Origin of the sequence: Peribacillus simplex (genome assembly GCF_001578185.1) — a bacterium.
GTDB lineage: Bacteria > Bacillota > Bacilli > Bacillales > DSM-1321 > Peribacillus > Peribacillus simplex_A.
Genome location: NZ_CP011008.1, coordinates 646,140 through 661,803 on the forward strand (window position 1 = coordinate 646,140; position 15,664 = coordinate 661,803).

The 15,664-nt window shown below is 36.3% G+C and carries 9 protein-coding genes and 6 pseudogenes; 12 read left to right on the forward strand and 3 right to left on the reverse strand.

What is annotated here, in order from left to right; all coding sequences use genetic code 11:
• Positions 1-192: 192 nt before the first annotated feature.
• Positions 193-1,361 (reverse strand): annotated as a pseudogene (locus UP17_RS03055) (IS4 family transposase); the annotation flags it as partial.
• 110 nt (positions 1,362-1,471) lie between these two features.
• Here UP17_RS03055 and UP17_RS03060 point away from each other — a divergent pair.
• Both UP17_RS03060 and UP17_RS03065 read left to right on the forward strand, forming a co-directional pair.
• A complete protein-coding gene (locus tag UP17_RS03060; protein WP_061461606.1) occupies positions 1,472-2,038 on the forward strand; it encodes a TetR/AcrR family transcriptional regulator in 567 nt (188 codons plus the stop codon).
• Between the two features lie 58 nt (positions 2,039-2,096).
• Positions 2,097-3,953 (forward strand): alpha/beta fold hydrolase, encoded by a 1,857-nt coding sequence (locus UP17_RS03065; RefSeq protein WP_061461607.1) that lies wholly within the window; start codon positions 2,097-2,099, stop codon positions 3,951-3,953.
• 294 nt (positions 3,954-4,247) lie between these two features.
• On the opposite strand, the pseudogene UP17_RS03070 reads toward UP17_RS03065, so the two are convergent.
• Positions 4,248-5,011 (reverse strand): annotated as a pseudogene (locus tag UP17_RS03070) (transposase); the annotation flags it as partial.
• Between the two features lie 388 nt (positions 5,012-5,399).
• On the opposite strand from UP17_RS03070, the gene UP17_RS03080 reads away from it, so the two are divergent.
• The 9 genes and pseudogenes from UP17_RS03080 (at position 5,400) to UP17_RS28560 (ending at position 13,655) form a co-directional block, all read left to right on the forward strand.
• On the forward strand, positions 5,400-5,711 hold the full coding sequence (locus UP17_RS03080) for an ArsR/SmtB family transcription factor (RefSeq protein WP_002013825.1): 312 nt from the start codon (positions 5,400-5,402) through the stop codon (positions 5,709-5,711).
• Positions 5,712-5,831: 120 nt separating this feature from the next.
• Entirely contained in the window at positions 5,832-6,920 is a 1,089-nt protein-coding gene (locus UP17_RS03085; protein ID WP_061461608.1) for a saccharopine dehydrogenase family protein, read from the forward strand.
• A 453-nt stretch (positions 6,921-7,373) separates the two neighbouring features.
• Positions 7,374-7,559 (forward strand): annotated as a pseudogene (locus tag UP17_RS03090) (GNAT family N-acetyltransferase); the annotation flags it as partial.
• A 59-nt stretch (positions 7,560-7,618) separates the two neighbouring features.
• Positions 7,619-8,769, forward strand: a protein-coding gene (locus tag UP17_RS03100; RefSeq protein WP_434218677.1) for an IS3 family transposase whose coding sequence is annotated in 2 segments (ribosomal slippage) — positions 7,619-7,868 and positions 7,868-8,769 — 1,152 coding nt in all. Because the reading frame shifts where the segments join, the coding sequence is not laid out codon by codon here.
• Between the two features lie 30 nt (positions 8,770-8,799).
• Positions 8,800-9,114: pseudogene (locus UP17_RS03105) on the forward strand (GNAT family N-acetyltransferase); the annotation flags it as partial.
• 292 nt (positions 9,115-9,406) lie between these two features.
• Positions 9,407-10,159 carry a quorum-quenching N-acyl homoserine lactonase AiiA gene (aiiA, locus tag UP17_RS03110; RefSeq protein ID WP_061461609.1) on the forward strand — a complete coding sequence of 251 codons (753 nt, stop codon included), beginning with the start codon at positions 9,407-9,409 and terminating at the stop codon, positions 10,157-10,159.
• A gap of 625 nt (positions 10,160-10,784) precedes the next feature.
• Positions 10,785-12,113, forward strand: a complete 1,329-nt coding sequence (gene ltrA / locus UP17_RS03115) for a group II intron reverse transcriptase/maturase (RefSeq protein WP_061461610.1) — start codon at positions 10,785-10,787, stop codon at positions 12,111-12,113.
• A gap of 486 nt (positions 12,114-12,599) precedes the next feature.
• A pseudogene (locus UP17_RS28555) lies at positions 12,600-12,914 on the forward strand (DUF642 domain-containing protein); the annotation flags it as partial.
• A 411-nt stretch (positions 12,915-13,325) separates the two neighbouring features.
• Positions 13,326-13,655 carry a hypothetical protein gene (locus UP17_RS28560; RefSeq protein ID WP_061465956.1) on the forward strand — a complete coding sequence of 110 codons (330 nt, stop codon included), beginning with the start codon at positions 13,326-13,328 and terminating at the stop codon, positions 13,653-13,655.
• Between the two features lie 1,549 nt (positions 13,656-15,204).
• Here UP17_RS28560 and UP17_RS28565 read toward each other — a convergent pair.
• Positions 15,205-15,360: pseudogene (locus UP17_RS28565) on the reverse strand (FAD-dependent oxidoreductase); the annotation flags it as partial.
• Here UP17_RS28565 and UP17_RS29140 point away from each other — a divergent pair.
• Positions 15,337-15,600: a DapH/DapD/GlmU-related protein gene (locus UP17_RS29140; RefSeq protein ID WP_284149556.1), complete on the forward strand. Its 264-nt coding sequence runs from the start codon at positions 15,337-15,339 to the stop codon at positions 15,598-15,600. The pseudogene UP17_RS28565 and the gene UP17_RS29140 overlap by 24 nt on opposite strands.
• Positions 15,601-15,664: the final 64 nt, after the last annotated feature.

Here is a 15,664-nt window from a genome sequence, read left to right on the forward strand (position 1 = left end):
TTAAACTAGTAATCAACTTTTTTATTGGGAGAAAACTTCCTTAGCGTTGTAAATCCGCTTTTTCTTGACTCTACCCCATGCCCATCAAGCTAACAACGTAAATTACTAGATACGAAATGATCCTTTTTTCAAAACTTGCGAGTGAGGAAAAGTAGGCATGCCAAAAAAGCCTATTAAAACACGATTTTTTCGCTAGGCAGCTTGTCTATGCTTCACCGTCGTTTCATACACGACCCCTAGAATATCAAATACGGTCATCTTCTTATCTCGATGACATTTACGACCATTCTTTTTTAGCAGTTGATAAAGGCGATGCAGAATGTTCAAAAGTACTTCTGTGCCAACTGCTATCGCTTGAAACAGTAACGGAAAGTAATCTTTAATCATATAAATCGCTTTGTATTCACTCAGCTCATGCTTTTTCTTTTCAAGCAGAAGCTGTCGCATTTGAAACATCGTAGAAGAACAAAGGAGAATGCCAATGAGTTGTCCATATAAATGGCACTCGAGGCGTTCTCTTTTAATATGTTTACATTTATCAATTTCAAAGAATGACTTCCACGTTTTAAACAAAATCTCAATCTGCCAACGAAGTGAATCCAATGAATGTACATAGCTCGTCGGTATTTCTTCTAGCGACGTGTTCGTGATATATACATTCATGCCCATTAAACGTTTACTTTTATTCTTCATGACAATACCTTTCTTCTTTTCACGTATCGCTTGGTTTTTCAGTCGTGTTTGCGTTTGATCGTCAGTTAAACGATGGATAATGACACGTGCCGGAAGCTTCTGATTTTGGCCAATGTTTGCCTCGGAGACTTCCATCGTTTCACCAGTAGTTAGACCAGACATCATTTGTGTCATATCAAGCTGGATGTATTCTGTTGCTTTTTTAACGTGCCATTTTTGAAGTATTTTGGCTCAGGGTTCTCTTGATATAAATGCGTGTATTCAGCTTCAACCGCGAGATATAGTAAGCCTTTTTATCATGAATGACTTGTAAGTCTCCTAAATCGAAGTAACCAAGATCACGCAAACATAAATCGCCCTCCTCTACGGTTTCAAGGCAGATTGTACCGTATGTTTTATCATTGTTCTTTCCCGGTCCTAGCTGCACGTTTAAAAATTGGCCACTCAGTAAATCGTATTCCAATTGGATTTTCAAGCCTGCCGTATTACTACTCCCACCAGAGCCTTGATAATCTGGCGAATGAATCAGGTAGCTGAAACACAGTTGCATCTAAAATCCGAATGCGTTCGAAAGATGAAATCATGTGTGAAGATAGTGAATGTGTCGCACAGAGTTTTTGTGTTAGGAGTGAAGTAAAGACTTCTCGGAGGAAAGCGACAGCTGTTGGATATGAGTATCTAAAGGGGTGTTTCTATGTCCCATAGAAAAAGAAATAGTTAATACTTGCAACATTCAAACTAGTACTATATAGTTCTAGTTATGACAAAGGTAAAATTAATGAATCAAAAACGTGTGATTGAAGTGGCGGCAACATTATTTTTAGAAAAAGGGTTTGCTTATACAAGTATGGATGAATTAGTGCGTGTAAGCAAAGTATCAAAATCTAATGTGTATTATCACTTTTCTAATAAGGAAGAATTGTTAGAAGGGGTCGTTGATTATTGGATTGAAACGTATCAGCGTGTCATTGATGAAATACTTTCTCAGAACCAATTATTAGTTGAAGATCGTGTCCAGCTGTTTTTAAAGCATTTATCACAGGGAGTTCAGTCAAGGGAGTATAAGGGTGGCTGTCCATTTATTACTCTTTATATTCAAAGTCCTGCACAAGCCACGCACATAAAAGAAAAAATAGGTCTCTTTTTTACAGGATTACAAACGAAAGTCTCTCTATTACTAAAACAAGGAGTAGAAAAAGGGGAGTTTAGAAATACGATTAATATTGACGAGGTAGCGGCACTTTTTATAACGAATCTTGAAGGAGCGCTATTTATTTCAGAAACATTGAAGGATGCAACTGTTATCAAGCAAACAGCAAACCATTTTTTTAACTTGCTTCGATAAGAGAAGCATTTTTTTTACATTGAATTAGTACTATGTAGTACTAAAAAGGAGCGCGGATATGAGGACAATATTTTTAACTGGTGGAACAGGCTTTATTGGGAGGCAATTAGTGGAGGAATTAACTAAAGAGGAAGTTATGATTTTTCTTTTAGTTAGGTCAAAAAGTAAGGCAACACGCATTTTTCAAGAAAAAGGTATTGTAAATGAGGCAGCCATGCACTTTATTGAAGGTGATTTAACGAAAACAGATTTAGGTTTAAGTGATGAAGATAAGGATAGGATATTAAAAACGGATGTGATTATTCACGCGGGTGGACCAATGGATATTAAAGCGACAGAGCAAGAGGCAGTTTCTGTAATTTTAAACGGTGCCAAGCATATCGGTGAATTAGCTAAAAGTATTCATCAATTGAAGGGCTTGCAGCAATTTATTCATATAGTAGGTTATATGAGCCCCTTGAATGATAAAAGTAGCATGGTTACGATTGATGTGTTTAAGGAAGGCAACGATTATTTGAAAATAAAAAATTCCTATGAAAGAACAAAATTTTTAGCAGATCTTTATATTCGCCAGCAGGCATCTGAAATAGGCTATCCGCTTTCTGTGATTAATCCACCAACTGTAGTCGGCAGTAGTAAAACAGGGAGTACGGAGCAAGTAGCAGGCTTAGGCTTGCTTGTGACGAGTATGCGAAGAGGGCTAATGCCAGTTGTTCCTGGAGGTAAGGGGTATAGATTACCACTTATTTCAAACGATGAGCTAGCGAAGTTTATTGTGCAGGTTTTTAAGCAGGAGCAACCGTCTATTCAAACATATACACTTGTTCAAGACAAACAGCTTGATCCAAATATGTCTGAATTATTAGGAGTTATGTCAGAAAGTATGAATATGGTAGCACCTAAAATCTCTGTACCCATTCCTTTCATGAAGGCACTTATGAAAAGTGGGGTAAGTAAAATAACACAAATTCCATCGGATGGACTGAACTTTATTACAAATAGGAAGTTTTCAAATGATTCATCGAAAAAAATCATGGGAGGGGATTGGTTTAAGAAGACGAGTGTAATGAAATTTTTCCCAGCCGTCGTAGCGGATTTGGATTATCGCTTGATGTATCAAAATGACCAGCATAATCATGCATTTGAACGAACATTAATCGGAAACACTGTCATTTATCAAATACAAGGAGAGGGTAAGCCGTTTATTTTATTACACGGTTTATTGAGCGATGGAGAGGATTTATTTCCTTTAGGACTAGAGCTTCATGAAAAAACTGGTCAACCGGTATGGATCCTGGATCTTCCAGGTTTAGGACGTTCCCCTTTTAAACGAGAGAAAAACCTTCTGGATCTCTATTTGAATGTAGTGAAAGAGTTAATGGGGGAAGCTACTAATGGTGCACATTTGATTGGCCATTCCTTCGGTGCGGTAATTCTTCTGGAAGCATTAGTACAAGAGTACATTGATACGAAGAATACTATTACTTTACTTCAGCCACCTGTTGCAAAAAGAAATTCTAACTCGTTTAATGCTCCTCAATTTATGAACAAATGGGCGTTGAAATTGGCAACTGCTAATTTGATAGAGCGATATTTATTAGGTAATGGTCTGTTTGAAAGTACGGAGAGCATTCCGGAACATTATATTGCCAAAGTAAGTAGGAGCTTTACTTCGCCTAGAATTTTAAATACAACGGTTCAGCTTAACAGTTTTCTATTGAAAGACTATCAGGGTGATTTTAATAAAGTACAAAGGTATAATCTTCATATTATTTGGGGAGATCATGATAGAAGCTATTTTGCTCCATTGCATCTTGGTAAGGTTGATATTGTTCCATATGGTCATCATTTCCCTCTTAGCCATCCGAGGGAAACGGCTGATTTGGTTATAAAAAATAGTAGTACTAGCAGATGATAGTGTGGGGTAAATACAAAAAAAGTGCGTAGTAAGATTGTTCGTTCAAAGTTTGGTTTAACATCATCGGTTGTCCTGTATCCAATAATAAAAGAAAATAGTATTTTTTGCTTGGATTAGCTTAATCATAGGTGCATTATCATATTGCTTCTTATGTATTTTCTATTAGGGGTACCACATGCCCATCAAGCTAACAACATAAATTACAAGATACGAGTTGATCATTGTTTTAAAACAAACGAGTAATGAAAAAGTAGCCATGCCAAAAAAGCCTATTAAAACGAGATTTTTTTGCTAGGCAGCTTGTCTATTCTTCACTGTCGTTTCATACACAACCCCTAGAATATCAAAGACGGTCATCTTCTTATACCGATGACATTTACGACCGTTCTTTTTGAGCAGCTGATAAAGGCGATGCAGAATTTTCAAAAGTTCTTTTGTGCCAACTGCTATCGCTTGAAAAAGTAACGGAAAGTAATCTTTAATCATATAAATTGCTTTGTATTCACTCAGCTCCTGCTTTTTCTTTTCAAGCAGAAGCTGTCGCATTTGAAACATCGTAGAAGAACAGAGGAGAATGCCAATGAGTTGTCCATATAAATGGCACTCTAGGCGTTCTCTTTTCATATTTTTACATTCATCTATTTCAAAGAATGACTTCCACGTTTTAAACAAAATCTCAATCTGCCAACGAAGTGAGTACAATGAATGCACGTAATTCGTCGGTATTTCTTCTAGCGACGTGTTCGTGATATATACATTCATGCCCATTAAACGTTTACTTTTATTCTTCATGACAATACCTTTCTTCTTTTCACGTATCGCTTGGTTTTTCAGTCGTGTTTGCGTTTGATCGTCAGTTAAACGATGGATAATGACACGTGCCGGAAGCTTCTGATTTTGGCCAATGTTTGCCTCGGAGACTTCCATCGTTTCACCAGTAGTTAGACCAGACATCATTTGTGTCATATCAAGCTGGATGTATTCTGTTGCTTTTTTAACGTGCCATTTTTGAAGTATTTTGGCTCAGGGTTCTTGATATAAATGCGTGTATTCAATATCCTGTTTTCTTGTGACACTTAGTACAATTATAGACAACATCTAAAATATTAAAGACTTACTTTTTCTCATAACAGTGGCACTTTCGCCCGTTTTTCTGTAGGAGGATAAACAGGCGAAGCAGGATCACTTGAGTTGGAAGCTTTTGATACAATCCGATATAAGCTTCGTAAATTTCGTGGGTTTGTCCTGGTTGTAGCTGGAAGGCAATTGTTACAGAAAAAAAAACGACATTCTTACAAATCTGGAAAATTGAAAATGGTTGTTTATGAAACTTTCAATATTTATACTTAAAGTTGGTGCTACTTCTTTATTGCAATAGTTAGCAATGTAATTTACAATATGTTTAAATGATTAAATTCTTAAACGGAAGGTAATGTTAGCGAAATGAACTGTAATGATAAAGTAATGCATATTTTAGAAAATTTAAGACCATGTTTTCAAGGGTTGGGAGATCCAACTCGTCAGCAAATTGTATCACTTTTAATTGATAAAGATAGCTTGAATGTGACGCAAATTGCGGAGAATATTCCCATGTCAAGACCTACTGTATCTCATCATTTGAAAATATTGAAACAATCAGGGTTACTTCAAGTTCAGAAAAAAGGTACTGAAATGTATTATTGTCTTGAGTTTAATGAAACAATAAATCTGTTAAAAGAACTTGTATCTTTAGTTGAAGATGAATGTAAGAACTAGGTACTCATTTATAGTTTAGGGACACCTTTTGTCCCTTTTTTTAGCGATAATATGTTAAAAGGTTTAAGTTTTTAATCGTTTAAATTTATAATCTCACACTAATTATAATGGAGGTTTCAGATGAATAAAAAAACAGTATTAATTGTTGGTGGGTATGGAGTTGTTGGTAGTCAAATTGCTCGAATTTTACATGATCGACATCCTGATTTGGAAATTAGATTAGGAGGAAGAACCTTAGGGAAAGAGTTACCTTTTGAATCAGAGAGAGTAAAAATAGTCAAGGTAGACAACACAATAGATGATCCTTTAAGAAATTTGGATGATAATTTCACATTAGTTGTTAATGCGGTTAATGACCCTCAAGATAGACTACTCCTATCCGCAGTTCGAAAAAAAATCCCATTGGTTGACATTACTCGTTGGACTGAACGCTTTAAGAGTTCTATTGATCGATTAAAAAATGTTGAGGTCCAATCCCCTGTTGTATTAGCTTCAGGGTGGATGGGGGGGACAGCAGCCCTTTTTTCTAAAATTTATTCAAAAGATCTTCAAGAGGTTACGGTTGATATCAACGCACTATATTCTCTTCAAGACAAAGCAGGACCAAATTCAACAGCGTATATGGACCGGTTAACTATTCCGTTTGAAGTCAAAGCTCGAGAGGGAATGCGACAGGCTTATCCAATGACTAATCCAATTAAAGTCCGCTTTCCCAACGGTTATATAACCAAATGTTATCGTTTGGATACTCCCGATCACGTAACCCTGCCAGAATCAATTCAAGCTGTTTCGACTAACTTTCGTATTGCTTTTGATAGTAAAATATCTACATATGGACTGGTTTCTCTGGTGAATACAGGGATTTGGAAAATGATTAGTGGAGAAAAATTTACCGATTTACGGAAAAATATTCTCTATAAACCCGGAAGGGGAAGTGCACATAACATAGTTATTCACCTTAAAGGTTATGATGCTACTGGTGTATTGTATAGACGATGTGTGAACATATCAGATCCGTTAGGACAGACACATCTTACTGCTTTAGGAGCAGCTGTCCAAGCAGAGAACATTTTACAAACATCTGATATTGTGGTTCCGGATTCTGGAATTTACTTTCCGGAAAATCTATTAGATTTGGGTGTGAATGCATCCGCAATTTTAGATTTTTATAGGGAATATGGGGTTACTATTACGAAAGAAAATATATAAAAGGTACCGTTCTATTCGTGGTAGGGGTCACCATATCAAAAAAAGAAAATTGTACGTTTAGACACAATTTTGACACGAATTAAGATGTTTGGTGTACGCTAAGACTATTTTCCAGCTAAATAGGGACTATTTGGCACTGGAAATTCGATGTTTTTTAAAATATCAACTGGAATATTACTTTCACTAATGGGAAAAGTGACTGTAGTTTGTAAAGATATACCTTTAAGGACAAACCTTTAAGTCCTGTTAAACCAAGGTTTGTAACGTTTATAAATCTATCAAAAAATATTTACAAACGTTTACTAAGTGCATATCACCTTTATAAACTTCTTAGCGTACAATTTTCTTTGCTTGATATGGTGACCCCATCAATAAGAATCAATGGTAAAATGATGAGAATTAATTATGCTATGGGGCTGGTCAGTTGTAATTTTATAAAGGAGTTGTGAAAAGTTGAAATATCGCAAAGCAAATATCGATGATATTGATAAATTGGTCGAGTTAAGAAAAAAGCAATTAGTTGATGAGGGGATAGAACCTAATATAGATATTGGTAGAGAACTATATGCTTTCTTTAAAAATAAACTAAGTGAAGGTACTTTAATTCAATGGCTAGTGGAAGATAATGGAGTTAGTATAGTTTCATGGACACATTTTAGTTAAGTCCTTACAATGATTTTTGAGAGGATGTGTCCGTTTTGGAACGTAAGAATACAGGTAAAAAATATAATAATGAATTCAAGAAGACTATTGTAGATCTTTATCACTCGGGTAATTCAGTAAGAGAATTAAGTGGCGAATATGGTGTATCAGACGTAACTATTTATAAATGGGTTAAAGAATTTACCCCTATCGGTTTAGGGGAAGAGTCTATGACTCCGAAGGAATTAGCCGCCATACAGAAGGAAAACCTTCGGTTAAAGCAGGAAGTTGAAATCTTAAAAAAGGCTATGGCCATATTCGCGAAAAAATAACCGAGACAGATCTTACCGAATTTATCGAGGAAAATAGGAATCTATACCCTGTACAGAGAATGTGTGAAGTATTAGAAATCCCAAGAAGCAGCCATTATCAGTCTCTTCAACTTGTAGTATCCAATCGCGAACAGGAAAACAAAGAACTAACGAATAAAATTAATCTCATTTACCTAGAAAGCAAGGGACGGTATGGTGCTCCTAAGATACATCAAATCCTATTAACCAAAGGATTTTCCCTCAGTCTAAAGCGTGTTCAACGCTTAATGAGCAAGGCGAGTATTCGTTCTATCACGAAGAAAAAATACCGTCCTTATCCATCTAAAGAAAAAGTTATTCAGTTAGATAATTTGCTTAAACGAGACTTTACCACCCAGACCATTAATGAGAAATGGGTAGCTGATATTACGTATATCCACACGTTAAAAGACGGATGGTGTTATTTAGCTTCTGTATTGGATCTTCATTCAAAGAAAATAGTAGGGTATTCCTTTTCACGTTCTATGACGACAGAACTGGTCATAAAAGCTTTCGATAACGCTCACTCTTCACAAAAGCCCTCGGAGGGCTTAGTTCTTCATACGGATCTTGGCTCACAATATACAAGCAGTGAGTTCACTCAACATACTCAGAATCATCATATTAAGCAATCCTTTAGTCAGAAAGGTTGCCCGTACGATAATGCCTGTATTGAATCCTTTCATGCGATATTAAAAAAGGAAGAAGTCAACCACGTCCAGTATCTAGATTACCAAACAGCTAAATTAGCGATATTCCAATTTATTGAAGGTTGGTATAACCGAAAAAGAATTCACAGCAGCTTAGGATATAAAACTCCACAAGCCATTGAAGACCAAATTAGAAATGCAGCTTAAGATTTAACTTTTTTGTGTCCAAAATATTGACTCAAATCCAATAATGAAGAAACTATAGCTTGTGGTGCAGTAATTTTTTATGAATTTCCACCTTGTTACACCAATAAGACTGGAAAAAAGGCTTATATCACAAATATGTATACTAATGAAAATTATCGTGGGCAAGGAATCGCAACAAACCTGTTAACTAAATTGGTTGATGAAGTTAAGATTTCAGGTATCTCACAAATATGGCTTGGGGCTTCAAAAATGGGTAGAACAGTGTATAAGAAGTTTGGTTTTATGGAAACTGATGAATTTCTAGAATTACAGTGTTTTTGCCCATCCACCGAAAAAGGGGAATAAGACAAGATATTCCAATGTGGAAAAGTAACTCTAAAATCAACCTTTATTGTGTATTTTGGAGTTACTTGACGTTTACTTTTCTACGGAAAGTTGACACTTTTATCCTATGCCCTAAAGGCGGACTGAATTCCTGCATAGGCTTTCCAGTATCACTGAATTTGTAATGAAAAGTTGTGAACAATTGAAAAAATAATGGCTGAAATAATGAAAGGTGAGAAGGAGTTTATTTCTAATAAGCGAAATATTATATTTTATTGTTTTATCCTAAATTATTTGTAAAGGTGGATACATAATGACAGTAAAGAAGCTTTATTTCCTCCCAGCAGGTCGTTGTATGTTGGATCATTCTTCAGTTAATAGTACACTTACACCGGGTAAACTACTAAACTTACCTGTTTGGTGTTATATTTTGGAGACAGAAGAGGGACTTATTTTAGTAGATACAGGTATGCCAGAAAGTGCTCTTAATAATGAGAATCTTTTTAAAGGTACATTTGTTGAAGGACAAGTTTTACCTAAAATGAATGAGAACGATAGAATCGTAAATATTTTAAAGCGTGCCGGATATGAGCCAGAAGATCTTCTTTATATCATTAGTTCTCACTTGCATTTTGATCATGCAGGAGGAAATGGTGTTTTTACAAATACACCAATTATTGTACAGCGTGCTGAATATGAGGTAGCACTCCACAGAGAGGAATATTTGAAAGAATGTATATTGCCGAATTTAAACTATAAAATCATTGAAGGGGATTATGAAGTAGTGCCAGGTGTGCAATTAATATATACACCTGGACATACGCCAGGGCATCAGTCATTATTAATTGAGACGGAAAAATCAGGTCCAGTGTTGCTAACTATTGATGCATCATATACGAAAGAAAACTTTGAAGATGAAGTACCGTTTGCTGGATTTGATTCGGATTTAGCTTTATCTTCAATAAAACGTTTAAAAGATGTTGTTAGGAAAGAAAATCCGATTATTTTCTTTGGACATGATATGGAGCAAGAAAAGGGCTGTAAAGTGTTCCCAGATTATTTGTGATATAGCATATAAAAAGTCATGGGCTCGTTAGCTCATGACTTTTTGTTTTGGGGTGTTATAAAAGTCTTAAGTTGATGGGCATGTGATACTACCCCATATAGAACTAAAAGGTGCTTGTGCGGCCGAGCCTAGGTCGTATCATATAGCGGGTGGGATTCCCGTCGAGTAAGAATTAGCCATTCGCTCGTAGCGAGTCTTGGAGGGCTAATGGTAACGTTAGTCTTTAAGCGTAGACAGTTAGGTGACGGGCCGAAAGCCAAATGGTTGAAGGGATTGAGCTCCATAATGTTAGTAAATCGAGAGGGCTGATGCCTTAAGCGCAGCAGAAAGCTACATTTTATTCTTCGTTAAAGGCAAGAAGGATAAAGCCTCTCTGGAGTCAGAGACCTTGGCACGTTATACATTGATATGATGCGGCAACTCGGGAGACCCTTCCGGTCTTTTCTATTTTATTGAAGAGTATGGTGTACAAGCGATAACAAGTAAGGAAACCAAATGCCGTGTAGGGAGTCGGATAGCAGCGTAGTACCAATGAAGTTGGGTAATGCCGATGGAGGGAAGGCTAGCTACCAGTTATCACCCTTACTAGGGAAACATTTACTACACACAGAGGTAGGTATTATAAATGGAAACAAAACTACTAAGGATAGCAGAATTAGCAAAATCCGAGCCTAAAATGAAATTTACATCTCTTGCGCATTTATTAAATGAGCAATCGCTAACACAGTGTCATCATGAACTACCTAATAAAAAGGCGACTGGTGTTAACGGAACGACTAAAGAACAATACAGCGAAAACTTGGAAGAAAATATAAAGGATTTAGTAAGTAGGCTTAAAAGCAAAAGTTATCGCCCTGTTCCAGTAAGAAGGATGTATATCCCAAAACTCAATTCTACCAAGAAAAGGCCTTTGGGGATACCGGAACATGAGGATAAAATTGTACAAAAAGGCATTACAAAAATACTAAATACTATCTATGAAAATGACTTCCTAGATTGTTCATTTGGTTTCCGTCCTAATAGAAATTGCCATGATGCGCTGAAAATACTAAACCATTATATTGAAAAGAAATCAGTAAGTTATGTAGTGGATGTAGATATCAAGGGTTTCTTTGACAACGTTGACCACAAGTGGATGATGGAGTTCTTGAACCTCCGAGTCTCCGACCCTAACCTACAGAGAATAATCAGCAGGTTTCTTAAAGGTGGATACATGGAGGAAGGTAAGAAGTACAAAACAGATAACGGTACACCGCAAGGTGGAGTAATATCTCCGATATTAGCGAATGTATATCTCCATTACGTTCTCGACTTATGGTTTGAGAAAGTGGTTAGGAAACAATGTAAAGGGCAGGCCTACATAGTAAGATATGCAGATGACTTTGTTTGTTGTTTTCAACATAAAAGTGAAGCTCAGCAATTCTTCCATTCAGTAAAGCTTAGATTGAAGAAGTTTAACTTAGAGATAGCCGAGGATAAAACGAAAATTATACCCTTTGGGAGGTTTGCAGAAAATAATGCAAAGCGAGATGGGAGTAATAAACCGGATACCTTTGATTTCCTAGGGTTTACTCACTATTGCGGGAAAAGCAAACAAGGGAAATTTCGAGTGAAACGGAAATCTAGTAATAAGAAAGTCCAAGGTAAACTAAAAGAATCTAAAGAATGGCTGAAGATTAATAGAAATAAAGATATTCATACGATCATGGATAGATTTAAACGCTCACTCATAGGTTATTACAACTATTATTGTATGACCGATAACATACAAATGGTTAACAGCTTCAAAGAGAGACTCGAATACTTACTATTTAAATGGCTAAACAGAAGAAGCCAAAGAAAGTCCTTTACATGGGATAAATTTAATCTCTTTCTCCGTAAATATCCACTGCCTTCACCAAGAATCAAAGTGAATATCTATGAACTAAGAAAAGAGATTAGCTACCTTCTGTAAACGATGACTAGGAGGAGCCGTGTGCGTTAATAGCGCAAGCACGGTTCTGTGAGGGGGAGGAGTACAATTTACCGTAAGGTAGGAAGGCTCCTTTCTACTCGACTACTTCTATATGGGGCTGGAAACAGCTCCATTTTCTTATGGAATTATCGGGGCAGGATAGTTCCATTAGAAATCAAAAAAAGAAAATTGTACGTTTAGGCAATTTGGACACATTCTAACCGGTTCCCTGTACCTTAAGGAACCGGTTTATCAATTTACTGCTTTTTTATGGGTTTTTGTCTCCTAATGGCCTTAAATTATTAAATTCGTTTTTTGATTTAGGTTCCGTACATAACCACCTACTAAAGTGATATTTTACCTAATTTTACAATAATAGCTTTTAATTAATTACATAAAATGGTATTTTAGGTATGCTGTTTAATATTTTTTAAAGGGGGATACGTAATGAAAAATATTGTAAAAATGGATAATGAAAATTTAATTATGAATGGTGATTTCGAACAAAACTTTACAGAGTGGCAAGTAGAAGGTCCATCAGGAGAACAGATTATTAATTCGGGTGCAAATAAATTTTTAAGGCTTAGTTCATTAGGACGAATCTCTCAGGAAGTCACAATTACGCCAAATAAAACTTATACACTAAGTTTCAATACACAAGCTCTTTATGTAGGCGGGAAATCAAATGTGACAGTAGGTACAAATGATACAGGAAATTTATTTGATGAGCATTATGAAAATAATCAAATGGAATCCAGAGAAATTATCTTTAAAGCTGGCTCAAATGATACTTCACTTAAACTTACTTTACACTGTAGTGGTGGGGAAGCAAGGTTCGATAACATAGTTTTAGCACAAGATGTTCCAACAGTAAGTAGTGCCTATGTATATAGTGGAGGATACATTGCAATAAATTTTTCAGTACCTTTAAGTGATCAAACTACATTTACGATGTATGTGAACGGGGAAAGAAGAAGAGCTATGACATTTGATATTGGACGCAAATACTGGCGTGGTGATGTTTCATTTTGGGGAGGTACTTGGGCGGAAGCTAAAGACTCTAACACAAGATTTACATTAAAAACTATGATAGGTGATACAGAACAAACTTTAATTGAATTTAATGGTGTTAGCTCACATGATGTGGCGATTAAGGAAGACATAGCATTTGATCCGTTAAACTATGAATCAATTAAGAAAAAGGGAATAAAAATTGAAACAAAAGCACAACAATTAGTAGCAACTGTATTATCACAACCGGGACCTTTAGAAGGGCAGAAAAATCGTTCAAGTGGAAATTTTAGCACTGAAAGTCTTCCATCAGGAACAAAATATTTAAGATGGGAAATCGAAGGGGGAGGAGATCCAGACTTTATAAGTTTCAATGTAATGGAAGACAAATCTGCAGCAGTAGATCCAGTTCATTTTACTGGTGTACTAAGTGGAAATCGAACAAATGTAGTATCAAAAAGATCACTTTATATTGCAAATCCTAGTAATGCTTCTGGACCATTTACTGTAAGTGTATATGCTATTTTTTAATAGTATGCTTTTTTAGCACACCTTACCAGAAGAAGAGGTTCGAATATTAAAAAATCACAAATAATAAACTTATGCCTTAAAGAACTAACGGGTGCTTAGCTCAAGAACGAAGCTGTCTTTAAGGCAGCTTTTTCGTGCGCCCGGCATGGGTGCAATCTATAGGGTGGAAGTCCCGAATCATGAAGGCAGTAGTAGTGGTTAGCTTAATGCAAGGGTGTCCACGGTGACGTGGAATCTGAAGGAAGCAAGCGGCAAACCTCCGGTCTGAGGAACACGAACTTCATATAAGGCTAGGTATCATTGGATGAGTTTGCGAAACAAAACAAAGTCCTTACTGCCGAAGGTGGTACAGAGTAAATGAAGCAGATAGATGGAGGGAAAGATTGCACTCTTACCCGGGGAGGTCTGATGACAGCCAAGTACACTTGGTAACCTTTCCAGTGATGGACAGCTGAATCATCAGAAGTCAGCAGAGGTCATAGTACTTGTCTACTCGAGAAGACAAGGAAGGACCGAACAGATTAAGGAGGATGAATACTAGGCGTTCGTTATCTGTGAAGAAGCAAACAATTCCTAACGGAACTTATTTGAAGGAAGAAGTGGTGAATACACGGGGAACTTCAAAAGGGTGGAGCAGATAAAGGCACAAATAGACTATTTATCCACGTAGAAAGGATATCAACGATGTTAATGGAACAGATACTAGAGAGGGAAAACTTAATACAGGCACAGGAATCAGCAAAAAACCCACCTCATGGTGACGTGGGTTTAGAATATAAGGTTATCTTTTTACTTTCGTGGCACCTTCATACACAGAATTAACTATTATATCGTGATTTCTCCTGAATCAGGTCCTAAGTAATTCTTTAGAAGAAGTATTCCAAACTTAAACTCAAAAGAAAATACAATGTGGCTGACAATACAAAAGCGAGGACTGTACCTACACCAGCACGTGCTAGATATAGTTTAACGCTACTTGATTGATATTTAGCAAACTTTAGCTTCTGCACATATTCTAAAACAATAAAAATCGAGGCGACTGTAATAAAAATAGCGAGAATGCTACTCATTACTGTGACCAAACTTTTAGTAGGATGAAATTTGAATTAAATCTGAAAACCTTAAAACGGCTGCTCCGGCAAGTCCTTATCATGCTATTACTCGGCTTAACGATCGTTAACTTTGATTGGATTAAAATAGAATTAGGTGGGTTAACCCTACCTCTGCCTTTAGGCAAGAATTTATGACCTTCTGTATTTTAAATCAAATAGGTAAATGTAAGCCAAAATGAAATTTCGCTGTAGAGCGTTTCTCAGCATCACATTATTTAAAAAAGTAGTGTTTTTGTCTGGTAAAAGGTATGTTTTCACTTTCAGTTAGGTTTGCGATTAGCTTTTATTTATAACCTGACGCTACCCCGAAGATAACAAAGTCGCTATACTACCTGCCGATAGTATAGCGACTTTTGGAAATTGAAAGATATTGAATTGTTTATACTGCGAGTTAACGAAGAAGTTAGCAGAGTAAACCAATTTATCATTTCAGTTTATTAATTTCGGATTAGGTAATCAAATGCGCCAAGAGATGCGTTTGCTCCTGATCCCATTGAAATAATGATTTGTTTGTATGGGTTATTTGTACAGTCGCCTGCAGCAAATACGCCAGGTACGTTTATAGAACCGTGCTTATCTGTAACGATCTCACCAAATGGAGTGCGTCTGTAAATCATGCAACTGATCCACAAGCTAGAAAAGAAGGTTTCGAGATAGCTGCACCTGTTAATATTGCTAACAACGTTTGGGTTGGAGGAAATACAGTAATCAATATGGGGGTTTCTATTGGTGAAAATAGTATTATTGGTTCAGGAAGTGTTGTGACAAAAGATATTCCAGCTAATGTTATTGCGGTGGGCAATCCCTGTAGAGTAATTAAAACGATAGGATAATTTTTTGGTATAGCCATAGGATGAATATACATTTAATATATTAGACCTGTAAAAAGAATCCTAT

Excerpts from the sequence above, each read along its gene's own strand:
- UP17_RS03085 (WP_061461608.1), top strand. The coding sequence starts at position 5,832 with ATGAATAAAAAAACAGTATTAATTGTTGGTGGGTATGGAGTTGTTGGT.
- UP17_RS03065 (WP_061461607.1), top strand. The coding sequence starts at position 2,097 with ATGAGGACAATATTTTTAACTGGTGGAACAGGCTTTATTGGGAGGCAA.
- UP17_RS03080 (WP_002013825.1), top strand. The coding sequence starts at position 5,400 with ATGAACTGTAATGATAAAGTAATGCATATTTTAGAAAATTTAAGACCA.
- ltrA (WP_061461610.1), top strand. The coding sequence starts at position 10,785 with ATGGAAACAAAACTACTAAGGATAGCAGAATTAGCAAAATCCGAGCCT.
- UP17_RS03060 (WP_061461606.1), top strand. The coding sequence starts at position 1,472 with ATGAATCAAAAACGTGTGATTGAAGTGGCGGCAACATTATTTTTAGAA.
- aiiA (WP_061461609.1), top strand. The coding sequence starts at position 9,407 with ATGACAGTAAAGAAGCTTTATTTCCTCCCAGCAGGTCGTTGTATGTTG.